Genomic DNA, 23,870 nt, shown 5'->3' on the forward strand with positions numbered 1-23,870 from the left:
GCAGCCTTGTCGCATTGAGCTTGGCGGTGGGCAGATCGGACTGCTGTGTCTGCGGACGCCGCCTGGCGTCCCGGCCCGGGAATCGCCGGGGATCAATTGCTCAGGTGAGTGCGGCGGCGGCTGGTTGACGAGCGAATGGGCGTTGGCTCAGCCGCTCGACGGGCCCTTGGTTGCCTCAAGGAACCGTTTTCGCCGCGCTACCCCCGTGCGCGCGCCACGGCGGACGCGACAGTTTCGGGCTCAGCCCAAAACCGATCCCCAGGCACCGTGTCGGGCGATCCCCAGGCACCGTGTCGGGCCAGGGCCAATAGACGACGACTTCGTCGTAGTCTGCCCGGGCGGCGTGCTCCAGCGTGTCCAGATAGGCCTCCTCGCTAGCCAGCGGCTGCATGGACCCATAGCCGACGAGCAGCGACCGGCGTAGCGTCCCGGGGTCTCTCCCGACTCGCTCGCAGGCGCGCGTCACCTGTTGCGACTGCTGGGTGACGAGCGCCCAGAAGTCGCGTTCAGGAAGAGCGGGGGCTGTCACACCGCCATAAGTACTCCAACCATCTCCCAGTCTCGCCACCAGGTCGTAGCCGCGTGGGCCGTGCGCGCTGATCATCAAGTGGGGCGGCGCTTGCCCCGGCACCAAAGGAAGGGGAACCACTCCCTCGACGCGGACACGGCTCCCTGACCACGATGCAGCGCCGCGCCACAAGGCCGTAAGCGCTTCCACGGTCTCCGTGAAGACCTGAAAACGCTCCGCGCTCTGGCTCGCAACCCCCGACACGACCTTCTCATCACCGGGCACACCGGCGCCGATGCCGAGCACGAAGCGGCCCCCGCTGAGATCTTGCAGGGTCGCCGCGACGCGGGCCAGCGGGGCCGGGCCACGGAGCACGGTCGAAGCCACCAAGGTGCCGAGCTCCAAGCGAGTCGTCACTTGAGCCACCGCCATCGCGTGCTCCTCGCGCTGAAGTCGGTAGATGAGCCCAACCAGGATCAGAAGGAAGCACGCAGCGGTGCCCACCCAGTTCCCGAGCATCAGTCCACAGCCGAGGAACGCCGCCAGGAGGCCGGCGTAGCTGGGGTGCCGCAGTATCCGATAGGGGCCGCGTTCGACGACCACCTGATCGGAAGATGTCTTCACCACGGTCGTGAAGTACGTGCCCAAGGTGGCGAACGACCACCATCGCAGCAGCAGGCCGAGCCAACAGATCACTGTGCCCAGTACGAACACCCCGGCACCATCGAGGACGGCTTCGGGCGCGAGGGCCTGGGCGAGCGGCAGCATGAGGATGCCCGCGAAGAAGATCACCCGGAACACCACTTCACCTCGGACGTCCGTGCGCGAGCCACCGCAACGCCATTTCACCACCTGAGAGAACTCGCCTACAGCGAACGCAGCGACGCTGATGCCGAACCCCATCCGAGCCCAGGCTTCCTGTTGAATCAAGGGCGACGCCACGCGAACCAGTCTCCCAGTGATAGCGCGTCCGGGCATGCCACGCGGAGGAGGAGACATCCGTCCATGCGCTGATGCCCGCCTTGACGACCGGGCGTCACACTCCCGCCTGCCGGCCGCACGGTGTTTAGCGAGTTTGCCGCAAAGGGTGAATCGCTCTACTGAGTCACCTCGTCCGGATGGTCAAGCCTCGTCCGGCGTTTGCGTGGACTCTTCCCGAGTGCGTTCAGGGTGCTCGGTGCGCGCCTCTGACTCCGCGAGTATCGCGCGGGCCTGCATCTCGGGGTCGTCGCTGCCGGCCGCCTGTTCCTCCGGCAAGAGCTCAGCACGGCTTTGGATCGGGTCCTTCGCGTGACGTCCTTGGCTCATTGCCCGACGATACCCGCGCAGATGCCGCCAACCGCGGACTTCCCGGTGCGGGCGCGAACCTGCCGCACCGACACAGCACCTGGCCCCTCACGGTCGCGAGAACGTCCACGCGAAGTCGGGTCCGTAGGTTGTGGCGGGCACAGCAAGGGCTGCTTCAGATGGGCGTTGCGCTGCGGGCCGTGCTGGGCCAGCTCAAGCCGGTTGCAGCACGAGCATCCGGCCGCGCACCTCACCGGCAGCAAGCAGCGACCCCATCCGCCTCGACTGCTCCTCCGCCGTGCGCCAACGGGGATCGTCGCCATGGCGGCGCTCGAGCTCGGCCTGGACGGTCGCCATGGCATCCTCCCAGTCGGCTGGGAACTCGGCGAAATGGTCGGTCCAGCCACTGGTGAGCACTCGCAGCGACGCCCGCTCAAGGAGCTCGTCCAGTGCCTCCACGGTGGGAAAGGTGTTGCCCTCCGGCGGCTCGATGCCGAAGTCGCCGGGTTGCGCTGCGCAGTAGACGATCAGACCGAACCGTGCTCCCGGCCGCAGCACCCGTCGCACCTCGGCCAGGTATGCCGGCTGGTCGTCGACGGTGCACAGGACGCCGAGACTCCACCCGACGTCTATCGCCCCAGTCGCGATCGGCAGCTGGCTGCCGGCCTGAAGAGCCGGCAGGTCGAACATCGAGCGAGCGGCTCGACACGCCCCAGACTCAGGATCGGTGAGCAGGGGGCGCACCCCGGTCTCTCCCGCCGCGAACGCGGCCGGGCCTCCCACCCCCGCGCCGCAGTCCAGGAAGATGGCGCCCTTCTCCGGCCGTATGTGGTCAAGCAGCCAGTGCAGCGCACCGGGGCTGCCGCTGCCTCGGCATCCCGCGGGGATCCGGTAGGCCGGGTCGAGCCCGGCCACCACATCGGCCGTCCACGCCGCGACGGTGTCGAACTCGGCGTCCATCGAGTCGGCAGAGCCGCTCATCGTGGATCCCCTTGCGCCGCTCGGATTCGACGTCCTACCTCGGCCTGTATCTCGGCAGCCGCGTGCACGCTGCGGGCCGACGCCAGCCCAGAGAGATTCACCCCAGCCACCCCCTTCACCCTGAGAAGTTGGAGTGCCTCGTCCACGGCCGCTGCGATGCCGGCCTCGACCGGGTCGTGGGCTGTCAGCACCGCCTCCTGACGTTCGGGAGCGATGTCGAGACCGGGCAGCGCAGCCAGCGCAGCCGCCGACTGCTGGTCGGTGAAGACGACAACGGACGCAATCACGGGCATCACCAGCCCCACCTCGTGGGCGGCGTGGAGGAACTCGACGAGCTGGGCAGTGGCGGACACGTGGTTCAGGACACCCACCTGGGCGCCGACCCGCTGCTTGTGCACCAGCCGGCGGGGTCGTAACGCCACCGGACGCGCGGTCGGCGTCTCCGCCACCGCCACGGGCAGTCCGAACGACCCGGCGAGCGCCGCCAGCCGGGTGCCGTCCAGGTCGAAGGCCTGGGTCACGTCGGTGCGGACGTCGTAGGCCCGGCCGTCGCCCGTGACGCACAGGACCGTGGCCAACCGGTCGAGCGCGAGAGCGTGCAGCTCCTGCTCGAGGGTGATCCTGTTCCGATCACGGCAAGCGAGGGTCACCCACGGGACAGCGCCGGCGTCCGCGATCAGCCGGGCCAGCGTGCTGGGTGGGAAGTCGGGCCGGTCCTGGTGGTCGCCGACCAGGACAGCGTCGCAGCTCGGGGCCAGCAGCCGGACGGTCGAGCGGAGCGTGGCCGCGTCGGCCGGCGGGACACTCAGATCGGTCAGGACCATGGGCACCACCGGGATCGGGGTGGACTGCTCCGAGGGGCGGTTGAGGCCCCGTGGGACAGGACCATCGAGGAAGGACTGCGGTTCGATCAGCTCGTCGAAGACACAAGGGGCCGGCACCATCTCGCACTCACCGTCGGCGCGGACCCCTCCGCACGGGCCGTACACCATCCGCTTCGGACAGCCCGGGGCCCGCTGCTCGGACAACAACTGCACACCTCCTCGCGGGGCTGAGATCAGGATTCCCCACCCTCGTCTGCCGGCCCACGTGCCCAACCCGGCAGCTCCTCATGACTGATGCGCAGCCGCCTCAGGTCGTCCTCGTGCTGCTCGAGGTCCACCGGGTCCGGGAGCTCGGCCTGCGCCTTCTGCGCTTGCTCGTGGTCGCCCCTGTTGTTGAGGATCTCGATGATGTGTTGCCTGGGGATCTCCATGGTTCCTCCTCGTCCTCCTGTCGGGCCGTCGTAGCGTCGACTCCCCGTGTCACTACCCGTTCGGACGTTGTCCAAATGACAGCCATCGGATTGGCGAGCACCAGCACGACATGGAGGGTGTGGTGATGGGCTGAGGCAGGCAGGTCTCAGAGGAAGTCGGCCGGGTCGAAGTCCTCGATGGCGATGATCCGTATGCGCGGCAGCGACTCTCGGAAGGCCTGCACGTCGTACTCGAGGTCGAAGGTGGCCAGTCCCTGAGTGGTGAGCTCCAGGAACGCGCTGCTGCGGAACTCCTGGAAGCCGACGACGCCCACTCGCCGCCCGTCGAGCAGGTCACCCATCTGGTCGACGAAGTCGCCGTCGTTGCTGACGAGGAGCACGTCGGCTCGGCGCTGGCGGATCTCGACCAGCGTGCGCTGGATGGCGATGTCGACGACCTTCTCGCCAGCCGCACCGGACAGGGGCACGGGTCGGTAGCCGATGGCCATGAGGGCCTGGACGAACGGCATCGGGAGCTCGTTGTTGGCCGCGAGGAAGAAGAGGCCCACAGCCGGCTGCCTCCACAGCTCCTCCGCGAACTGCAGCAGCCGTTCCCATCGCGGGCGCTCCTCAGGACGGGGACGCCGCCCGAGGATCGAGGTGCCGAGCGTGGCATCGATGTTCTCCCCGTCGACGAGGACGTAGGTGATCCGGGGAGCGTCAGCCATGACCGGAGCCTACGTGCTGAGCAGCTGCGCCTTCAGCGGATGAGGCCGGAAGTGCCGTCCATCGCGACGAAGCGATATCCCCGAGCCTTGTACCAAGCGATGATCCTGCCGAGCGGCTCCCCAGTCCCGCTCCCCAGCGCCCCGCACGTCGACCTTCGACTCCCCGGGCTCATCGCCGCGGACCACTTCCCCGTGGTCGCGCTCTCGGGCGTCGTGGACGGGAGCGAGAACGACTCGGCCGCGGCCTCTGTCACCGCGTCGATCCTCAAGGAGCGTCTGGAGGACGAGCTCCGCGGCCGTCACGGCATCTCGTACGACGTCGGATTCGGCGGGGCATCGATCCGGTTGGGCCAGTCGATGCCCGTGGTCTGGGCCGACGGGCACGACGACAAGTGGCAGGTGGTCGTCGACACCCTCTGGACGGCACTGAAGACGCTCGCCGACGACGGGCCCACCGCCGAGGAGCTCGACCATGCCCTCGCCGTCGCCCGCGCCGAGCTCGAGGATCCCCGGGCCATCGCCGGCTGGCTCGTCTTCCAGGCGGCCCGGACGCTGAACGGGCGAGAGCCCCGCACCCGTCAGGAGCAGGCCGAGCTCGAGCGCACCCTCGACGCCGCGACGATCCAGGCCTGCGCACAGCAGATGCTGGACACGGCACTGCTCCTGGCGCCCGACGCGCGCGTGCACCTCGACGACGTGCCGGACATCACCGAGGACGACCCGCCGACATCCGACCCGATCGACGGCCACCTCTACCGGCGGAAGGTCCTCGCGATCGCGCCTCGCGACCTGGCCGTCCGCGTCAGCGACCAGGGCATCTCCGTGACGGCACGCGGAGTCACCGGCCGCGTCGACTGGTCTGACACCGTGGGCGTGGCCTCGGCTCCCGGAGTGCGCGGCATCATCGCCTCCGACGGCCGACAGCTCTCCCTCATCGCCAAGTGCCTGCGCGACGGTGACGAGATGCTTGCCCAGATCGACGGCTACACGTCCGGCCTGGCCTTCGACGCCGACCCGGACGAGATCCTCGCCTGATCACGTCCTCGTCGGCAGCGCCCATCAACCCTGACGAGCACGTATGCCGTCGAGCCACGCGCGCAGCAGCTGCTGGGCCCCAGCCCGATCGGCTTGCGTCTGCGCGAAGAGCGTCGAGTCGTTCGTCTCGTAGGCGCGGGCGAAGTTCTCGAAGGCGCGGCGGGTGCCCTGCAGCCCGGCGACGAGTGTGGCGTGGAGCTGGACCACGGACTCCTCGGCCGGCGTCACTGCCGCCGCCTGCCTCAAGGCAGCGTCCAGAGGAGCCACGAGGTCGACCCGGATGCGCTGGGCGCGCTCGGTCGGGGACAGCTGGTGATCCGCGTCGATGGCGACAGCCGCCTGGTCGATCCCGGACACCACCGCGGCGACCGTCGGGGCGTACGTCGTGACGTAGTCGTGCGTGGAGAGTCCGGCGGGTGCGCTCGGCTGGAGCGGGCTGATGGTGTCCCGGTTGACGATGGCGGCGGTGGCGGCCAGGCCGCCGAGCAGGGCCGCGACCGCGACGAGGACCACGACCGGTCGACGGCCTCGCGCGTCGCGGATCGGCAGCGCGGCGAGCAGCGAGACGAGCACGAACAGCACGAGGCCCAGCGGCAGTCCGGGACCGACCACACCGCCGACGAAGTCGAGGGTCACGTCCCCTCCGAAGCCGGCGTTGATGACGACGAAGCCCAGCGCCGCGACGCACGAGGCGAGCGCGCCCGCCGTGACTCCGGCCCCCGCACCACGCAGGCCGTGGAGCACGATGAGCGACAGTCCGGCAGCCACCCCGGCGCCAGCGAAGAGCCAGACGTAGGCGTCGAACCGCTGGGTCTGCTCCTCGAACGTCGTGGCCGGTCCTGCGACGAGGCGGAACGCGAGGATGGAGAGCGCGGCGGCCACCCCGGAGACGAGCCCGACGACGCTCACCTCACGCAGGCCCACCGAGTGTCGATCCAGCACGGGCACCACAGGCGCCTCACCCTCGAACGCCCACGCCGGAGCCATCTCGGCCGGCCGGATCGCCACCAGCGCGAGGACGACCGCGGCGAGGACCGCGACGACGGCGACGGCCGCCGGTTGGGTCAGGAGGGTGACGCTGGTGAGCGCCGCCAGCCGCCCACCGCCGAGGTCGAGAGTGCTGCTCAGCATCGTCGCGGCCCACAGCACGAACGCGAAGACAATCGCGGACAGGGCGATGGCGAGCGTGGTGTAGCCACGCGCAGACAGGTGCCTCGACCGGTCTGCAGCGATCCTTCCGAGGCCCGCGACCACGACGGTGGTGCCGCCGAGGGCCAGCGCACCGAGCAGGGGCAGCAATGGCGACCGGGTCCCGGTCAACGTGTCAGAGCCGACGGCGGCCAGCGAAGCCACCTGTCCCACAAGGAAGCCCGCAAACACTCCAGCAGCCACGCGACGCGCCGCGCCGCCGAGTCCAGACGTCGCTTGAGCCAGGTCGACCACCGCGAGACGCCACAGCGACAGACCCACGGTCACCCCCATCAAGGGACCCACGAGAGCCGCCGGGACGGCATACGCCCAGCTGGTGAGCGAGGGCACCGTGGCGAAGACGGAGACCAACAGCGGAAGGGTCACTGCCGCAAGGAAGCCCGCGATCGCCGCGTCGACCGCGGAGGCGCGGGCCAGGCGGGCGGGGTCGCCGAGCATCCGCACGCGCTCTAAGGGGTCCGGGTGCAGCGCGACGACGCGCCGCCAGCCCGTGCTGGCCGCACGGCCCGACGTGCCGAGCAGCGTGCTCAGGGCGTCTCGCCGAGCGGCCGTGCGGGCGGAGCCGAGATCCGCGTCGAACTCGCGCGACCGAAGGATGCCGGCTGACGCGAGCATCGCGGCCACCAGGAGCAGCGCCGCCCGCCAGACGTAGGACGGCAGGATGCTGAGGTCCGCCCGCGCGAGCGCCACGACGACGGGGAGGGCCAGCAGGGCGATCAGGACGTACCAGAGGGCACGGGCCGACCAGGCGATGAGCACGTCCCGGCGCGCCACGTGAGCCAGCTCGTGCCGCACGAGCGACTCGAAGGCGACACCGGTGCTGCGGACCGCCACGGCGGGCGGCAGCGCGACCGCGTAGTGCCCGGGGAGTCCGAAGCTGAAGGCGTCGTGGAGCTTCGACGTCCCGACCATCGTGTCGGGTGAGCGACGCAGGCCGCCCTCCTCGGCGAGAGCAGCCACGCGCTCCGACGCGGCTGCGAGCTTCGGGCCGGCGAGGCGCAGCGCCCGTCGGCGGACGATGAACCGCGGCACGACGGCCAGCACCACACCGGCCGCGACGAGCGTCAGGGCGACGCCGCCGAGGGCGAACCATGCCAGCCTCTGCTGCGCCCCCTCGACGCACTGCAGCACGGACTGCTGCGCGGCGAGGATCGCGTCGCCACCGGCCCCGCTCGGCACGGAGGGTCGCTGGCGCTCGCACTCGGCGACCCTCGCCAGCCAGTCGTCACCGACGGCCGTCTGGTTGTGCACCCACGTCCCGACGAACAACCCCGAGCTGAGCAGCGCGCCGAGGAGCAGGACGAACCTCGCGACGGTCGGCGACGGCAGCGCGAGCACGTCGAGGCGCACGTCGACGGGCGCGGGTGGAGCAGGCGCGTCGCTGACGAGTGGGCCAGCCATGGTGCTCGCCTGCCTCTCAGCTCGAGGGTGCCACCGAGATGCCGCCCGCGATGGCGTCGGCGAGCAGCTCCGCGCGATCGGCCTTGAGGCCGATCAGCCGGCCCCTCTCGACCGCGACCTTGCGCACGAGGGCCAGCTGGTCGGGAGTCAACGTCTCCGGAGCCGACGGACCCTGCTCGCGGCGGCCGAAGAGGCGCCGGATGAAACTGTTGACCGACGGCTGCCCCTCCTTCTTGACCGCGTCGCCGACCATCGAGGCCAGCAGCTGGACCACCGTCTTGGCCACCGCGAGGATGTAGGGCGTGAGCAGCGCCAGCTCCACGCCGAAGCCCACGGCCTCGTCACGGCTCTTCGCGTCGAGCACGCCCTGCGGATCGGCGAAGTACTCGTCCGCCGTCTCGTCGAAGACGGCGAGCTCCTCCGGCGCCGTGGTCTCCAGCACCTGCTGGGCCAGCTCACGCACGAGGGCGTCCTCGTCGTGCTGCGTCAGGCTCTCGGGATGGCTGGACATGGCATCCTCCTCCACCAGTTCCCTCATTTCAGCGTAGGCACCGGGGGGTGGGGCCGCAGGTTTTCAACGCAAAGAGGGACTTTTGCCTCTGTCGGCCTCATCACGGACCTCGGGACACTCGTCGGGAGAGGCGAATTCAGCCACCGACACAGGAGGCGACGGGATGGGCAGGAGCGCGTGGTCACGCCGACGGGGGGCATCGGTCGTCTCGATCCTGGGTCTCGCGCTCAGCCCGCTCGTCGCCGGGTGCGCCGGCGGGCCGGGCCCGGCTCCGCCGACCACGACGACGGTCACCTCCGAGGTCACGCAGACCCTGCCGCAGGCTGAGATCTGGCAGTGGGCGCTCGGCCGGAACGCCTGGGCGGACCCCACCCTCACGGGGCTCGCCTCGTCGCTGGGGCGCTCCTCGAAGACGAACATCCTCGCTCACGCCAACGGCTTCGAGCTCGACCTCGACGACGCGGGCACGGTCGTGGCGGTGGTGCTCTACAACGACGAGGACTCCTTGGGGCTCCCGTCGTCCGACACGAGCTTCAGGGCGTATGCCGGCACCTTGCCTGCCGGACTCACGTGGCGGGACACGTACGGCTCGGTCGTCACCCGGTACGGCCCGGGCGACCAGCAGACCGGTGGATGGGGGACTGAGCACACCGTCTCGTACGTGACCACGGACGGTCGCCGACTCGAGGTGACGTATGCGGCCAGGCACTCGGCCGAGCTGCCCACCTCAGCGATCCACACGATCACCGTGCGGCTCACCGCCCAGGGCTGAGTCAGGCCGTGAAGCCCGTGGGCCGGATGGCTCGGGCTGGGACTCCTGCCGCGACGGTGTCTGCCGGGACGTCCTTCGTGACGACGGCTCCGGCACCGATCACCGCGCCGTCGCCGATGGTCACTCCCGGCACGACGGTGACACCGGCTCCCAGCCACACGTTGCGGCCGATCACCACCGGAGCCGGCTCCATGTCGGCACGGCGAGCCGGGTCCATCGAGTGGTTCAGGGTCGTCAGCGTGCTTCCGTGGCCGATGAGCGTGCCGTCGCCGATGGTGATGCCGCCGGTGTCCTGGAAGCGGCAGCCCATGTTGATGAAGACGCCCTCGCCGACGGTGAGGTTCTTGCCGAACTCCGAGTAGAACGGCGGGAAGACGGTCACCGACCCAGGCACCTCCCGACCGGTCAGCCGGGACAGGAGCGCCCGCACCTCGTCCGGCGTGCGGTAGGCGCCGTTCAGCTCGGCGAGCGTCCGCATCGCCTCCTGCGACGCCGCGTGCATGAACTCGTGCGCCTCCGACCCGCCCTCGATGAGGCGTCCGCGGTTCACGTGGTCGAGGAACTCCTCCAGCGTCACCGCGCTCACCGGGCCTCGACGGTCACCGTGACGGGACCGTCCTGCTCGCGGACCTGTCGCGCCGCGTCGTCGTCGAGCCGGCCGAGGACGACGATGCCGGCGAAGTACGACTGGTCGCCGTAGTAGAGGACGAGGTCGTTGCCGGGGGCGTAGTAGCCCACGTCCCCGACGTCCGGGTCCGCTCCCTCCGGTTGCCCGTCCAGCGACAGCGGTGACGGCAGCGGTCCGGTCTTCTCGACGCCGCCGTGGTCGACCATGTCGACGGTCACGGGCAGCTGCCGCAGCAGGTCACGCGAGGCGGCACTGTCGTCGAGCACGGCGCCGAAACGCTTGTCTCCCAATCTGATCACGATTTTCATCTCGTCCTTCACCGGGTTCGATTGTGTATGCCGTGTGGTCGCGGTCGCCGTGCCGTGCGCCCGGTGGGGCGTGGGCTGGGCATCCACGGCCTTGGGCGCCGTGCCGCAGCCCGCAGCCAGGACCGCTGCCAGCCCAAGCCCCGCCACGGCACCGGGCGTCCTGGCCGACGACGTCACGTTTCCCATCACCACACGAGTCAAGCCGCCGCCGACACCCGGTGGAAGTCCCTGTCGAGGCACGTACTGACAGGGCACCTCTCACGGCTCCGCCACCGCCCCGACCCGGCCTAGTCTCGACAGCGTGGACAACCGCCGAGAGGTGCGCGAGTTCCTGACGACCCGGCGCGCCCGCATCACCCCCGACCAGGTCGGCCTGCCCGTCGGCAGCGGCAGACGCGTGCCCGGCCTGCGCCGCAGCGAGGTCGCGACGATCGCCGGGCTCAGCGTCGAGTACTACGCCCGGCTCGAGCGCGGCCAGATCGCCGGAGCCTCGGCCGGGGTGCTCGACGCCCTCGCTCGCGCGCTGCAGCTCGACGACACCGAACGCGCCCACCTGCTCGACCTCGCAAGGGCAGCGGACGGCATACCAACGTCCGGACGCCCGCGTCGCCGCGCGGCCGGCAAGCCGGCCTCACGACCCAGCCTGCAGTGGGCGCTCGAGTCGATCCGCGACGCGGTGGCCTTCGTCCGCGACCCGCACCAGAACCTGCTCGCCACCAACTCCCTCGGCCGCGCCTTCTACTCGCCCGTCATCGGCGAGGGCGGCCGGATGCCGAACCTCGCGCGCTTCCAGTTCCTCGACCCGGCCTCGCGCGACTTCTACCCCGACTGGGAGCTCTTCGCCGGGATGTGTGTCGGCATCATGCGCACCGAGGCCGGCCGCGACCCGCACGACCGCGGCCTGCAGGACCTCGTCGGCGAGCTCTCGACGCGCAGCGAGGTTTTCCGCCGCCTGTGGAGCGCCCACGACGTGCGCACCCACGGCACCGGCACCAAGCGCTTCAACCACCCCGTCGTCGGCGAGCTGACCCTCGCCTACGAGGAGCTCGCGATCACCGCCGAGCCCGGCCTCGTCCTCATGGTCTACACCGCCGAGCCCGGCTCGCCGTCGGCCGAGCGCCTCCAGATGCTCGCCTCCTGGGCGGCCGACACCCCGAGCCCCACCGCCACCACCGACACCCCGATCCCGAACAACGAGAAGGAAACCCATGCAGATCACCCGTAGCTCCCTCGACACGGCCAAGGGCCCGAGCGACTGGTTCACCGGCGACGTCTACATCGACGCCATGGCCGCCGCGCCCGCCCCCTCGCGCGTCTCCGCCAACCTCGTGCACTTCATGCCCGGCGCCCGCACCCACTGGCACCGCCACCCGCTCGGCCAGACCGTCTTCGTCACCGAAGGCGTCGGCCTGTGCCAGCGCCGCGGCGGGCCGATCGAGGTCATCCGCCCCGGCGACCGCGTCCTCTTCGAGGCCGACGAGGAGCACTGGCACGGCGCCGCGCCCAGCCGGCTCATGGTGCACGTGGCCATCAACGAGGGCGACGCCGACCATGACGTCGTGCACTGGCTGACCGCCGTCACCGACGAGGAGTATGCCGCCGCACCCTCGGTCACCGACGCCTGAGTCGCCAGGTCGCCGTCAGTTCTCGGGGTCGCCACCTCGCGCGCGATGAGGATCCTCGCGGCGGCGAGTGTTCGGGAGCAGTGCACGGGCACGGCGGAAGCACCGAATAGCATCCGTGGACTTCACCCAGGGAGGCTCAAGAGCGACGCCGACACCACTGTCGTGCCCTTCTGGACGCTGTCGAAGGCCGACACCCCGGCACTACCGGTACCGTCCTTCAACGAAGCGCTCACCCCTGCTCGTCTGGGGGAGCTGCGCACAGCACTGGCCAACTTTGCCTCCGCACCACTGGTCACGCGGGAAGCTCACCCGCTGCCGAAGAAGAGGGACCGCTCCGCGGGCCTCCCGCTCGATGCCGTGAGCCCACTCGCCCAGGAGCTGTCTCGTGACTGGACCCTGTTGGCGGGGCATGGGTACCGCGCCACTACTCTCCTCACGATGTATCGGTGAGTGACAAGTCGATTGGGGCCGGGAGCCAGGTGGCTGAGGACGCGCAGTACGAGCACAACGAGGTGCGGGCAATCAGGGGGACCGAAGCAAGCAACATTGCAAAGTGGGAGAAGGACGGCTGGGAGCTCCTCAGCCAAAACCCCGGGCTGTTGTGGACGGAGCTGACCTTCCGCCGCCCCAAGCCGAAGACGGCTGGCACCTACCTCAAGGCGTTCGCCCTTCAGAGCTATGCGGCATTCCGCCGCCTGGAGCCGCTGACCCAGAAGCGCGCGATGGCAGTGTGCGGGAGCTTGGTCCTGCTCCTGGTGATCGCAGGCGTCGCCGTCGGGATCCACAGTGACAGTGGCAGCTCCACACCGATCGCAGCTCCAAACAAGGCGGTGGTGTCGGCGAGCGAAACGCAGTTGGAGGAGCCGAGCCAGACCGCGACATCGACCGCGCCCGTAGCCGAGGCGTACACCTACCACGGGCCGAAGTACGAGATCGTCGCGCGCGACGAAGAGCAGACCGTGGCCAAGCTGGACCAGTACTGGATCTACACGAGCAAGCTCGACCGCTCGACGGCCGCATACAAGGACCAGGTCAAGCTGATCATCGCCGACATCGCGCGCGACCAGGCCACTGACAAGTTCTTGCTTGAGGTCGTCACCAACAAGGAGATCGCCCTGGCGGAGTCCCCTTCCACGATGGAGAGCTTCATTGCGGAACACGGGATTGATTACTTCCAGAAGACCATCCCCAAGAAGGAGAAGACCGAGTGGGTCGCGTCCTACACAGGTGGGTTTGACTCCAACGCCGTGGAACCGAGCGACACTGCTTTCGAGATCGTCTGGGTGCCCGCCGGGCACCCGACATTCGAGAAGTGGCGACCCGAAACCGCGGACTGACGCCGCACGGCGCCCGTTTCCCACCTGTCGGGCTGGGATGCGGTCTTCAGGTCGTCCGGGTATCAAGGATCAGTAGGGTCACCCCGACCCTGTGGTTCCCCGTCCCGAGAGCGACACGACCATGACGACGCAGACCCAGGCACCCGCCCCCACGCGGGCACGCCTGCTGCCCTCCGCGCCGCCGCGCCGCTACCTCGTCCCCGCCACCCTCGCCGTCGCGTTCCTCGTGACCCAGGCCGTCGCGCAGGCCGTCACACCGTTCATCCGCCAGGACGACTGGCCCTTCCTGCTCCCCGACGGCACGAAGGGCGTGCTCCCGCCGGCGTACTACAACAGCAGCGAGGGCCGCTGGCTCAACACCCTCTGGTGGCAGGTCGTCGGCCAGCACGGCACCCCCACGACCGCCTCGATGACGTATGCCGTGGGCTACCTCGCGCTCGTCGCCGGCCTCTGGCGCCTGCTGCACCTCTCAGGCATCCGGCCGCGTCCCGTCGCCGACGTGCTCCTCGGCCTGGCGCTCTACGCCTCGGCCGTGTGGGTGCAGCTGCTCTACTGGCCCGGCGCGCTGACGCCGTCGGTGCTCGTCGCCGCGGCCGCCGCGTGGCTGCTGCCGTGGGCCGCTCGCTCGCGGGTCCGGCTGGGCCTATGGCTCCTCGTCGCCGAGGCCGCAGCCGTCATGACCTACCCGCCCGTCGGGGTGGTGCTGCTCGTCTTCACGGTGGTCCACCTCCGCGAATCCCCCTGGCGGCGTGTGCTGTCCGTCATCGCTGCCTGGGTCGCTGCGTTCGCCGTCGGGGTTGCCATCAGCTACACCCTCAACTGGCTCGTCTACGGGCACTTCGGCCTCGACCTCCCGGCCTGGCGCCAGTCCAACCCGATGACCTCCGTCGACGCGTTCGTCACCAACGCGGGCCGCTGGCTCTCCGCGACCGGCGCTATGTGGGCCGCCCAGTGGTGGGTCGCCGCCGTGGGTCTCGTCGCCGTCGTCCTCGGCTGGCGCGACCGCGCGGTGCGCCCCCGCCTGCAGCGCCTCCTCGTCGTCCTCGCCGTCGCCTGCGGCCTCGACGCCGCCCAGACCCTCGCGACCGGCATCGTCACCGAGGCCCGCGGACAGCTGTGGACGTGGCTCGTGGCGCTGCTGCCGGTCGCGCTGCTCCTGCTCGACCGACCCCGCGACGAGGGGGACGCACCCGAGGGGGCACACGGCATACGCCATCCCCGCATCGGGCACGTCGCGACCGCGCTGCTCGCAGTGCTCGCCGTTGCGGGAGTGCTCTCCTGGCGCGCGGACATCGGCGCCCACCAGGCCACCCGCATGGAGTTCGCCGCCATCGCCGAGCAGGCGACCGCCCACGCCCCGGGGACCACGGTGCCGACGATCGTCCTGTGGCAGGACCCCGCCGCCCGGAACTCGCGCGACGGGCGGCTCATCGCGAGCACCATGGTCATGGCGGTGCGCGAGCAGACCGGCGGCATCCTGCCCCGCATGTGTCGCGGCCAGGAGTGCATCGACCTGTCCCAGCTCGCGGCAGCCGGCCCGGTCGTCCGGCTAGACGTCCCGGGCGGCTCCGGCCACGTCGTCGCGATCATCATGCCGCCCACGCCCGGCTGGGTCTGAGCCCCTAGAGCAGCACGAGAGCAGCACGAGACCCGCCCCGACACGCGGCACCCGCGGCTAGCCTTGCTGGAGAGGGAAGGTCAGACGCGGAGCAGGAGGTTGGTCATGGCATACGACGTGGACTTCGCCGAGGTCTCGACGGTCGGGCTCGAGTCGTCACCGCACGCCGAGGCGCTGGCGGGTCTGCGCGCCAACGAGGCCCGCTACTTCAAGAACAAGTACGACCACACCTTCAGCACGCAGCCGGCGCACGAGGCGGACGACGTCGTCGACCACGTCGCCCGCATCCTCAAGGAGGAGCGCGACATCGTCATCGGCTCGCCCGCGCTCGAGGCGACGCAGTTCGAGGTCGACGGCGTGCGCTGGTCCTACGTCTTCTACGCGTCCGGGCTGTCGATCAACGTGCTCTGGACGATCGCCGACGGCGGCAAGCGCGCCGTCGGCTTCAAGCTCTGCGACGGGATGGACGTCCCCGACGAGCTCGCGGCCTTCAAGTTCGCGCGGCAGAGGTCCAAGCTCGCCGGGACGATCCGCGGCTCCTACTTCGTCATCAAGGGCGACTACTGAGGTCGGCCGCCCGGCTCGACCGACCTACTTGACCGAGCCCGCCGTCAGGCCGCCGACGAGGTGCTTCTCGATGACGGCGAAGAGGATGACGACCGGCACGACCGCGATGACCGACGCCGCGAAGAGCTGGTCCCAGTGCTGCTCGTAGCCGGTGATGTAGGCGCGCATGCCCACGGTGAGCGGCTTCTTGTCGTCGTCGATCATCAGCGTCAGCGCCACGACGTACTCGTTCCACGCCGCGATGAACGTGAAGATCGTCGCCGTGACGAGCCCCGGCAGCGTCAGCGGCAGCATGACCCGGCGCAGGATCCCGAAGCGGCTCGCGCCGTCGAGCGCCGCGGCCTCCTCGACCTCGAGCGGGATCGATGAGAAGAAGCCGTGCAGGATCCAGATCGCGAAGGCGAGGTTGAACGCCGCGTTGGTGAGGATCAGCGCCCCGTAGGTGTTGATCATGTTGAGCTCGAAGAACTGCCGGTAGAGGCCCACGACGAGCGAGGTCGGCGCGAACATCTGCGTCACGAGGACGAGCAGCAGGAAGGCGCCGCGCCCCGGGAAGCGATGCCGGGCCGTCATGAAGGCGGCCGGGATCGCGACGAGGATGACGATGACCGTCGAGCCGGCCGCGACGATGAGCGAGGTCTTGAGCCAGTTGAGGAAGCGCTCGTCGCCGAGGATCTGGGCGTAGGTGTCCCACTGCCACACCTTCGGCAGGAAGGACGGCGGCGTGCTCTTGACGTCGCTGCTCGTGCGCAGCGAGTCGAGCACCATGACGACATAGGGGGCGACGAAGGCGAACGCGACGAGCACGCCGCCGATCGCCATGAGCGTGCGCTTGCGCCGCCGCGGGTCGGTGGTGTGCCGGTTGCCCTGCGGCTCAGGGCCGTCGGGCCTCACGGGCGCGGCGGCCGTGGTCGTGCTCATCGGCTCGTCTCCTCGCGCCAGTTGATGATCTTGAGGTAGATCCCCACGACGACGAGGATCAGCACGACGTTGAAGATGCCCGCCGCGGCCGACATGCCGACGTCGTGCTCCTGGCTCTTGAAGGCCAGCTTGTACATGAATGTGATCGTCGTGTCGTGGGCGTAGCCCGGGTTGCGGTCGTTGAGGGTGTAGATGATCGGGAAGCTGTTGAAGACGTAGATGACGTTGAGCACCGTCGCGATCATCAGCGCCGGGCGCATGAGCGGCAGCGTGATGTTCCAGTAGCGCTGCCACGGGCTCGCGCCGTCCACGGTCGCCGCCTCCATGACGTCGTCGGGGATCGCGCCGAGTCCGGCGATGAACACGAAGATCGTGAACGGCAGCGACACGAAGACACCGACGACCACCATCGAGAACATCGTCCAGCTGTCGTTGCCGAGGAAGTCGATGGGCTGGTCGATGAGCCCGAGCCCCTGCAGGACGTGGTTGATGATCCCGTAGTTGTAGTCGTAGAGCAGGACGAAGAGCTGGCTCGTGATGACGAGCGACGCGGCCCACGGGATGATGACCGCCCACCGCACGAAGCGCCGGCCAGGGAAGCTCTTGCTGAGGAACTGCGCCAGCGCCAGGCTGAGCACGATCGTGATCGCCACAACCGCGACGACCCAGATGACGGTGTTGCGCAGGACCGTGCCGAGGTCCGGGTGCTCGAGCACCTTGACGTAGTTGCCCCAGCCGGCGTCACCCTTGCGCAGCCCGGTGATCGAGTACTCCCCGCGCGAGGCGTCGAAGAGCTTGATCGCCGGGTAGAGCACGACCCCGAGGATGAGCGCGAGTGCCGGCGCGAGCCAGAGCAGCGCCACGACGGGGTGGACCTGGCCGATGCGGCCCGCACCTCGGCGACGGCCCGCGCGTGACGGCATACGGGAACGGGGGTGCCCCGACCCCGCCGAGGTGGCGGGGTCGGGGGTCACCGTGGAGCTCTCGGTCATCGGGGCGTATGCCTCAGCCGCCGTTTTCGGCAGTCTGCTGCAGCTTGTCGAGGGTGGCCTTGGGGGAGCCGTTGATGCCGCCGCCGAGGTTCTGCTGGACGGCGAGCTTGACCTTGTCCCACGTCGGGTCGTCGGTCGGCGTCAGCTGCGCGTTGGGCAGCGTGTCGAGGTAGACCTTGAGCTTCGGGTCGCTCTGGAACTGCTGGACACCCGTCTTCGTGACCGGCAGGAAGCCCTCGGCCTTGATGAAGGTGTTGACCTGGTCGGGCTGGTAGTAGAGGTCGTAGAAGGCCTTGACCGCCTTCTCGTTGCCCGGCTTCTTGAAGGCCATGAGGTAGTCGGTGACGCCGAACGTCTTGCTCTCGGAGCCGTCGTTGGTCGGGAACGGCGCGACGCCGTAGTCGACCTTCTTGTCCTGGTCGAGCGCGCCGGCCAGCGGGCTGAAGCCGATGACCATGCCGGCCTTGCCCGACTTGAACAGGTCGAACGCGTCGGCGCGGTTGGTGCGGGCCGGGTTGTTCTGCGTCAGCTTCTCGTCAGCGAGCTTCTTGAGGAAGGTCAGCGTCTCGACGTTCTTGTCGGAGTTGATCGTCCACTTGTCGCCGTCCTTCCACGTGCCGCCGTTGTTGAACAGCCACATGGAGAACTCACCCTGCGACTCCTCGGGACCGAGGGGGAGGGCGTAGCCGACGTTGCCGTTGCCGAGCGCGGTGATCTTCTTCGCGTCGGCCTCGAGCTCGGTCCACGTCTTCGGCGGCTCGTTGATGCCGGCCTGCTTGAAGAGCGTCTTGTTGTAGAAGAAGGCGCGCGCCGAGGACAGGTCCGGGAAGCCGTAGAACTTGCCCTGGTAGGTGCCGTACTTGACGAACGTGTCGAGGATGTCGCTCTTGACGGCCGCGGGCAGCACCGCGTCGGAGTCGTAGAGCAGCCCGTCCTTGGCGTAGCTGGCGTACGCGTTGAGGTTGAGGATGTCGGGCGCCTGGTTGTTCTGGATCATCGTCGAGGACTGCTGGTCGATGTTGTCCCAGCTGACGACCTGCACCTCGAGGGTGTAGCCCGTCTTGTCCTTGTACGTCTTGGCGAACGCGTCCCAGAACGCCTTGGTGTGGTCCTTGGAGTACTCGGCCGCGACGAGCTTGATCGTCTTGACCTCCTGGCCGCTGCCCCCGCTCGCGCCCGCGGTCGTGCCGGCCCCGGTGCCCCCACCGCACGCGCCGAGGGCGAGGCCCGCGATGGCCAGGCCCGCGACGACCGCAGACTTCTTCGTCGACGTCATGTCTCTCCCTTGGTTCGGTGCCGGGGTGCTGGCGGCGCGTGCACACGCCGACCCGGCCACGTGACGCCCAACCTAGAGCGGCGTCTGGGCCTCCGCAAGAGCAATGATGACCGAAACTTCGTCGATCCGATCACAATCACGCAAAGGCGTGCGCGCTCAGACCTCGTGGACCTCGACGCCCGCCTCGCGCAGCGCGTCCACCTCTTCGCGGTCTGCGCCCACGCTAGTGACGAGATGGTCGATGCGCTCGGCGGGACAGATCGAGGCGAAGGTGCGCAGGCCGAGCTTCTCACCGGTGGCCACGCAGATGACCTGCTTGGAGCGCTCGATCATCGTGCGGATGATGGCGGCCTCCTCCTCGTGCCGGCACGTCGCGCCCTCGCGGGCCGAGAGGGCGTTGACGCCGACGATCGCGACGTCGAGCCAGAGCTGCTGGAGCACGAGGGTCGCGAGGGGGCCGGTGACCTCGTAGGACTCCGGCCGGGCGACGCCGCCGAGCGAGACGCACTGCACGTGCGAGCGCAGCACCGCCTCGGTCGCGATGTTGAGGGCGTTGGTGACGATGGTGATCTCGCCGTCGGCGGCGAGGTCCTCGCGGGCCGTGATGGCGCGCGCGGTCGCCGTGGTCGTCGTGCCGCCGTTGAGACCGATGACCTGGCCGGGCTGCACGAGCGCGGCAGCCGCCTCGGCGACGCGGGTGCGGTCGTCGTCGGCCATGCTGCTGCGGTAGCGGTAGGGCAGCTCGTAGGCGACGCTCGTGGCGACGACGCCGCCGTGGTTGCGTGCGACGAGCTGGCGCTTGGCGAGCTCGGAGAAGTCGCGCCGGATCGTGGCCTCGCTGACGCCGAGCAGCTCGGCAGCCTCGCCGACCCCGAGCCGGCCCGTCGTCGCGAGCCGGTCGAGCATGACCGACCAGCGGCTGGCGCGGTTGCGGGCGGGATCGATCTCTTCGGTCACGCGCTGACGATACCGCGCACTTCGAGCAATGGACATGTGCATCTCTGCGCGTTTAGGGTTGGTTTCGCGCACACACAAGCACCATCGTCGGGCGACCTCCGCCCGCCACCACTCGCGGGAGAGCCCATGTCGCAGTCCACCCACCTCGCCCAGGAGATCGCCACCCAGCCGGACGACTGGGAGCGCGTCGCCGGTCGCCTCGACGAGCTCTCGCCCCACCTCCCGCGCCCCGGCGAGCGGGTCGCGACGATCGGGTGCGGCACGTCGTGGTTCATGGGCCAGGCGTATGCCGCCCGCCGCGAGTCGCTGGGGCAGGGCGCCACCGACGCGTACGCCGCCTCCGAGCACCGTCTGGCCCGTGGCTACGACCGCGTGGTGCTGATCTCGCGGTCGGGCACCACGACCGAGGTCATGGCGGTCGTCGAGGAGCTGCGTGCTGCCGGCACACCGCACGTGTCGTTCGTCGCGACGCCCGGCACGCCGGTCGCTGAGCGGTCCGAGGCCCTGGTGCTGCTCGACGACGTCGACGAGCAGAGCGTCGTGCAGACCCGGTTCGCCACGACCACCCTTGCGCTGCTTCGCGCCTCGCTCGGTGAGGACCTCGCCCCCGTCGCCGAGCAGGCGCGCGCGGTGCTCGCGGAGGACGCCGACACGGCATACGGCCCCCTGCTCGACACCGAGCAGGTCACCTTCCTCGGGCGCGGGTGGAGCAACGGCATCGCCAACGAGGCCGCGCTCAAGCTGCGCGAGTCGGCGCAGTTCTGGTCCGAGTCCTACCCGGCGATGGAGTACCGCCATGGCCCGATCAGCATCGCCGCGCCCGGGCGCGCCGTGTGGGCGTTCGGCGAGGTGCCGGAGGGGTTGCGCGAGCAGGTGGAGGCGACGGGCGCGCGGTTCGAGCACCGGGACCTCGACCCGCTCGCCGACCTCGTCCGGCTGCACCGGCTGTGCCTCGGCAAGGCCGACGCCGCGGGCCTCGACCCCGACGCCCCCCGCAACCTGACGAGGAGCATCGTCCTCACCTGACCCACCCTCAACCGCCCGACCCTGAACCGTCGAAAGGCCAAACTTCGCGGGTGTCGAGCGGTCGAGAGGCCAGAGTTCGTGAATCAGTCTGACGAACGCTGGCCTCTCGATGTGCGGGCACCCACGAACATTGGCCACTCGACGTGGAAAGACCCGCAAACATTGGCCTCTCGACGGTTGGGGTTCAGGGGTGGGCTAGGAGGTGCATCAGGCGGGCGGCCTCGTCGGTGACGGCGTCGCGGGCGGCGCCGAGGTACTTCCTCGTGTCGACGGTCGGTGACGCCTCGAGCCGGGCCGTCATCGCGCGGGTGAACACCTGGTTGAGGTGCGTGGCGATGTTGACCTTCGTCATGCCGGCGCGCACCGCGGCCACGAGCCCGGCGTCCGGCACCCCGGACGAGCCATGAAGCACGAGCGGCACGGGCACCGAGTCCCTCAGCGCCGCAATGAGATCCGTGTCGAGCTCGGCCGTGCGGTCGGTCATCGCGTGGCTGCTGCCGACGGCGACGGCGAGCGCGTCGACGCCGGTGTCGGCGACGAAGCGTGCCGCGTCAGCAGGGTCGGTGCGCACCCCGGGCGCGTGCACGCCGTCCTTGCCGCCGACCTCACCGAGCTCGGCCTCGACCGACACACCTGCTGCACGGCACAGCTCGACGACCCGCCTTGTCTCCGAACGGTTCTCGTCGTCAGGGAGCGTCGAGCCGTCGAACATCACCGACGTCAGCCCGAGCCGGACGGCCTCCTCGACGAGACCGACGTCCTCGGCGTGGTCGAGGTGCACGACGACCGGCTGGCTGCACGCGTCGGCGATGGCGAGTGTCGCGGCCGCGATCGGCGCGAGCGACCCGTGGTAGCGCACGCAGTTCTCCGAGATCTGCATGACGACAGGCAGACTCACGCGCTCGGCCGCAGCGGCATACGCCTCGGCGTGCTCGAGCTGGATGACGTTGAAGGCGGCGACGGCACGACCGGCGGCGAGCGCCTCGGCGAGGACGGGCGTCAGGGCGGAGCGGGTCACGAGCGGAGCTCCTCGATTTCGACGGCGGGGAGCAGCCGCTCGACGTCGGCCTCGTCGACGGTCCCGGCGACGGGCTGCAGCACGGCGGCGGCCGCCCAGGCGACACCTCGACGCAGCACGGCAGCCCACGCCTCCGCACCCTGCGGCAGGTCGGCGATGCCGTCGAGGTCGGCCGCGAGCGCCGCCGTCAGGGCGTCGCCCGCGCCGGTCGGGTTGCCGGAGAGCGGGCGTGGCAGGTGGGCGCGGAGCGCGACGTCGCCGTGCACGAGGACGAGGCCGTTGGTGCCGTCGCTGACGATGGCCGACCGGGCGCCCGCCGCGACGAGCGCTCGGGCCGCTCCGGGCACCGACGGCACCTCACCGCGGCCGAGCCCGGTCAGCGTCTGTGCCGCCTCGACCCGGTTGGGCTTGACGAGGTCGGGACCGAGCGCGAGCACGCGCGACAGGTGCACGCCGCTGACGTCGAGCACGACCCGCAGCCCGGCCTCGTGCGCGAGCCGGGTCAGCGTCCGCACGAGGTCGGCGTCGGCCCCGGGCGGGAAGCTGCCCGAGACGGTCAGCACCGAGGCCGTCGGCGCGAGCGTCGCCACCTCGTCGACGACGCGGTCCCAGACCCGCTGCGACTGACCGATGCCGGGCTCGTTGAAGAGCGTCGCGCGACCGCTCGCCTCGACGACGGCGACGGAGCGCCGGGTCGGGCACGGGGAGGGCACGAGGCGGTGCAGCACGCGACGTGCGCCGAGGTCCGAGCGGAAGAGGTCGATGTCGGTCTCGCCGACGGGGGCCACGGCGACCGCGCCGTGCCCCATCGTCGCGAGGACCGAGGCGACGTTGAGGCCCTTGCCGCCGGCGCGTTCGCTGACCGAGGCGACGCGGTGGGACTCGCCGAGCGCGACGACGGGCACGGCATACGTGATGTCGAGCGCGGGGTTCGGGGTGACGGTGACGATCATCGACCGACGAGGTCCAGCGCGATCGTCGCGGCGCCCAGCGAGCCGGCGCGCGAGCCCAGGGCGGCGGCCTCGACGGTGACGTCGTCGCGTCCGCCGAGGCGTCCCCTCAGGGCGGTGCGCAGCGGCTCGAGGAGCGTGTCGCCGGCGTGCACGAGCCCGCCGCCGATGAGGACGAGCTCGGTGCCGGCGGCCGCCACGACGGGCGCCACCATGATGGCGAGCGCGTCGATGGCCTCCTGCCAGATGCGGCGGGCCACCTCCTCACCGGCCTCGGCACGGCGGGCCACCTCCTCGGCGTCGCCGACGAGCCCCGTCGCCTCGGACCAGCGGCGGCCGATCGCCCCGGCGCTCGAGAGCGCCTCGAGGCAGCCGCGCTGACCACAGCCGCACAGCGGACCGTCGGGCACGACGACGATGTGGCCGATCTCGCCGGTCCACAACGAGCCGGTGACGAGCTGGCCACGGCAGAGGATCGCGCTCGCGAGGCCGGTGCCGAGCGGCACGAAGAGCACGTTGTCGGCGTCACGCGCGGCGCCGAGACGGTGCTCGGCGAGCAGGCCGGAGCGCACGTCGTGACCGACGGCGACCGGGACGTCGACGTGGGCGGCGACCGTGCCACGCAGGTCGAGGTCGCGCCAGCCGAGGTTGGCCGACCAGACGCCGACCCCGCGCACCTCGTCGACGAGCCCGGGGACCGCGACGCCGACGGCGAGCAGGTCGATGGCGTCGCCGGCCCGCGCCGTCAGCTCGACGACCTCCTTGGCGGCCACCTCGCCGAGGTGGTCACCGACGCGGTCGGGGGTGGGGCGCGCCGTCTCGGCGAGCACCTGGCCGTCGGGGGTCACGAGGGCCGACTTGATCCGGGTGCCCCCGACGTCGATCCCGACCACTGCTTCGCGCATCACGGTGCGCAGTCTATGAGCAATCGTGCACGGTTGAACACCCGATCAATCACATTCGGACAGGCACTCGTACCTG

25 protein-coding genes are annotated in these 23,870 nt (G+C 70.3%); 8 read left to right on the forward strand and 17 right to left on the reverse strand.

Annotated elements, in window-relative coordinates:
• Positions 1 to 175 precede the first annotated feature (175 nt).
• From IEY30_RS04385 to IEY30_RS04410, 6 genes are all read right to left on the reverse strand, one after another.
• Positions 176 to 1,450, reverse strand: coding sequence for an LLM class flavin-dependent oxidoreductase (locus tag IEY30_RS04385; RefSeq protein WP_156035229.1), 1,275 nt, complete (start codon positions 1,448 to 1,450; stop codon positions 176 to 178).
• A gap of 180 nt (positions 1,451 to 1,630) precedes the next feature.
• Entirely contained in the window at positions 1,631 to 1,816 is a 186-nt protein-coding gene (locus IEY30_RS04390; RefSeq protein WP_030197264.1) for a hypothetical protein, read from the reverse strand.
• Between the two features lie 192 nt (positions 1,817 to 2,008).
• Positions 2,009 to 2,776, reverse strand: coding sequence for a class I SAM-dependent methyltransferase (locus tag IEY30_RS04395; RefSeq protein ID WP_052358488.1), 768 nt, complete (start codon positions 2,774 to 2,776; stop codon positions 2,009 to 2,011).
• Entirely contained in the window at positions 2,773 to 3,807 is a 1,035-nt protein-coding gene (locus IEY30_RS04400; RefSeq protein WP_229674838.1) for a methylenetetrahydrofolate reductase C-terminal domain-containing protein, read from the reverse strand. Before IEY30_RS04400 ends, IEY30_RS04395 begins: the two co-directional genes overlap by 4 nt.
• A gap of 26 nt (positions 3,808 to 3,833) precedes the next feature.
• Complete coding sequence (locus tag IEY30_RS04405) at positions 3,834 to 4,031, reverse strand: hypothetical protein (protein WP_030197272.1); 198 nt, start codon at positions 4,029 to 4,031, stop codon at positions 3,834 to 3,836.
• A gap of 146 nt (positions 4,032 to 4,177) precedes the next feature.
• Positions 4,178 to 4,738 (reverse strand): NYN domain-containing protein, encoded by a 561-nt coding sequence (locus IEY30_RS04410; RefSeq protein ID WP_188960100.1) that lies wholly within the window; start codon positions 4,736 to 4,738, stop codon positions 4,178 to 4,180.
• 87 nt (positions 4,739 to 4,825) lie between these two features.
• Here IEY30_RS04410 and IEY30_RS04415 point away from each other — a divergent pair, with 87 nt between their 5' ends.
• A complete protein-coding gene (locus IEY30_RS04415; protein WP_162181001.1) occupies positions 4,826 to 5,773 on the forward strand; it encodes an insulinase family protein in 948 nt (315 codons plus the stop codon).
• A gap of 24 nt (positions 5,774 to 5,797) precedes the next feature.
• Here IEY30_RS04415 and IEY30_RS04420 read toward each other — a convergent pair whose 3' ends face one another.
• Positions 5,798 to 8,383 carry a M48 family metalloprotease gene (locus tag IEY30_RS04420; RefSeq protein WP_081920452.1) on the reverse strand — a complete coding sequence of 862 codons (2,586 nt, stop codon included), beginning with the start codon at positions 8,381 to 8,383 and terminating at the stop codon, positions 5,798 to 5,800.
• A gap of 16 nt (positions 8,384 to 8,399) precedes the next feature.
• Positions 8,400 to 8,894, reverse strand: coding sequence for a hypothetical protein (locus IEY30_RS04425; protein ID WP_156035233.1), 495 nt, complete (start codon positions 8,892 to 8,894; stop codon positions 8,400 to 8,402).
• Between the two features lie 163 nt (positions 8,895 to 9,057).
• Between IEY30_RS04425 and IEY30_RS04430 the strand changes: the two genes are divergently transcribed.
• Positions 9,058 to 9,666, forward strand: coding sequence for a hypothetical protein (locus IEY30_RS04430; protein ID WP_030197288.1), 609 nt, complete (start codon positions 9,058 to 9,060; stop codon positions 9,664 to 9,666).
• Position 9,667: 1 nt separating this feature from the next.
• On the opposite strand, the gene IEY30_RS04435 is transcribed toward IEY30_RS04430, so the two are convergent.
• Positions 9,668 to 10,243: a sugar O-acetyltransferase gene (locus tag IEY30_RS04435; RefSeq protein ID WP_043416733.1), complete on the reverse strand. Its 576-nt coding sequence runs from the start codon at positions 10,241 to 10,243 to the stop codon at positions 9,668 to 9,670.
• Between the two features lie 5 nt (positions 10,244 to 10,248).
• Positions 10,249 to 10,593 (reverse strand): cyclophilin-like fold protein, encoded by a 345-nt coding sequence (locus IEY30_RS21770; protein ID WP_229674839.1) that lies wholly within the window; start codon positions 10,591 to 10,593, stop codon positions 10,249 to 10,251.
• A 310-nt stretch (positions 10,594 to 10,903) separates the two neighbouring features.
• Here IEY30_RS21770 and IEY30_RS04445 point away from each other — a divergent pair, with 310 nt between their 5' ends.
• From IEY30_RS04445 to IEY30_RS04465, 5 genes are all read left to right on the forward strand, one after another.
• Positions 10,904 to 11,827, forward strand: a complete 924-nt coding sequence (locus IEY30_RS04445) for a helix-turn-helix transcriptional regulator (RefSeq protein WP_052358490.1) — start codon at positions 10,904 to 10,906, stop codon at positions 11,825 to 11,827.
• Entirely contained in the window at positions 11,811 to 12,227 is a 417-nt protein-coding gene (locus IEY30_RS04450; protein ID WP_030197302.1) for a (R)-mandelonitrile lyase, read from the forward strand. Before IEY30_RS04445 ends, IEY30_RS04450 begins: the two co-directional genes overlap by 17 nt.
• Positions 12,228 to 12,673: 446 nt before the next feature.
• The gene (locus IEY30_RS04455) at positions 12,674 to 13,564 is read left to right on the forward strand and encodes a hypothetical protein (protein ID WP_043416686.1); all 891 of its coding nucleotides are present in this window, start codon (positions 12,674 to 12,676) and stop codon (positions 13,562 to 13,564) included.
• Between the two features lie 121 nt (positions 13,565 to 13,685).
• On the forward strand, positions 13,686 to 15,182 hold the full coding sequence (locus IEY30_RS04460; protein WP_156035235.1) for a hypothetical protein: 1,497 nt from the start codon (positions 13,686 to 13,688) through the stop codon (positions 15,180 to 15,182).
• Between the two features lie 105 nt (positions 15,183 to 15,287).
• Positions 15,288 to 15,749 carry a DUF8821 family protein gene (locus IEY30_RS04465; RefSeq protein ID WP_030197317.1) on the forward strand — a complete coding sequence of 154 codons (462 nt, stop codon included), beginning with the start codon at positions 15,288 to 15,290 and terminating at the stop codon, positions 15,747 to 15,749.
• A 24-nt stretch (positions 15,750 to 15,773) separates the two neighbouring features.
• Here IEY30_RS04465 and IEY30_RS04470 read toward each other — a convergent pair whose 3' ends face one another.
• The 4 genes from IEY30_RS04470 to IEY30_RS04485 all read right to left on the reverse strand — a co-directional run bounded on the left by IEY30_RS04470 (position 15,774) and on the right by IEY30_RS04485 (position 19,895).
• Entirely contained in the window at positions 15,774 to 16,670 is an 897-nt protein-coding gene (locus IEY30_RS04470; RefSeq protein WP_030197324.1) for a carbohydrate ABC transporter permease, read from the reverse strand.
• The gene (locus IEY30_RS04475; protein ID WP_229674840.1) at positions 16,667 to 17,662 is read right to left on the reverse strand and encodes a carbohydrate ABC transporter permease; all 996 of its coding nucleotides are present in this window, start codon (positions 17,660 to 17,662) and stop codon (positions 16,667 to 16,669) included. The genes IEY30_RS04470 and IEY30_RS04475 overlap by 4 nt, the downstream gene beginning before the upstream one ends.
• A 13-nt stretch (positions 17,663 to 17,675) precedes the next feature.
• On the reverse strand, positions 17,676 to 18,938 hold the full coding sequence (locus IEY30_RS04480) for an extracellular solute-binding protein (RefSeq protein ID WP_030197330.1): 1,263 nt from the start codon (positions 18,936 to 18,938) through the stop codon (positions 17,676 to 17,678).
• A 156-nt stretch (positions 18,939 to 19,094) separates the two neighbouring features.
• Entirely contained in the window at positions 19,095 to 19,895 is an 801-nt protein-coding gene (locus IEY30_RS04485) for a DeoR/GlpR family DNA-binding transcription regulator (protein ID WP_030197333.1), read from the reverse strand.
• 126 nt (positions 19,896 to 20,021) lie between these two features.
• On the opposite strand from IEY30_RS04485, the gene IEY30_RS04490 reads away from it, so the two are divergent.
• Positions 20,022 to 20,921, forward strand: coding sequence for an SIS domain-containing protein (locus tag IEY30_RS04490; RefSeq protein WP_030197336.1), 900 nt, complete (start codon positions 20,022 to 20,024; stop codon positions 20,919 to 20,921).
• Positions 20,922 to 21,105: 184 nt separating this feature from the next.
• Here IEY30_RS04490 and IEY30_RS04495 read toward each other — a convergent pair whose 3' ends face one another.
• From IEY30_RS04495 to IEY30_RS04505, 3 genes are read right to left on the reverse strand one after another with little or no spacing between them, the layout of a single operon-like run.
• The gene (locus IEY30_RS04495; RefSeq protein ID WP_030197339.1) at positions 21,106 to 21,939 is read right to left on the reverse strand and encodes a class II fructose-bisphosphate aldolase; all 834 of its coding nucleotides are present in this window, start codon (positions 21,937 to 21,939) and stop codon (positions 21,106 to 21,108) included.
• Positions 21,936 to 22,892: a 1-phosphofructokinase family hexose kinase gene (locus tag IEY30_RS04500; protein ID WP_030197343.1), complete on the reverse strand. Its 957-nt coding sequence runs from the start codon at positions 22,890 to 22,892 to the stop codon at positions 21,936 to 21,938. Before IEY30_RS04500 ends, IEY30_RS04495 begins: the two co-directional genes overlap by 4 nt.
• The gene (locus IEY30_RS04505) at positions 22,889 to 23,794 is read right to left on the reverse strand and encodes an ROK family protein (RefSeq protein WP_030197355.1); all 906 of its coding nucleotides are present in this window, start codon (positions 23,792 to 23,794) and stop codon (positions 22,889 to 22,891) included. Before IEY30_RS04505 ends, IEY30_RS04500 begins: the two co-directional genes overlap by 4 nt.
• Positions 23,795 to 23,870 lie beyond the last annotated feature (76 nt).

The organism is Terrabacter tumescens, from assembly GCF_014646815.1.
GTDB classification, from domain to species: Bacteria; Actinomycetota; Actinomycetes; order Actinomycetales; family Dermatophilaceae; genus Terrabacter; species Terrabacter tumescens.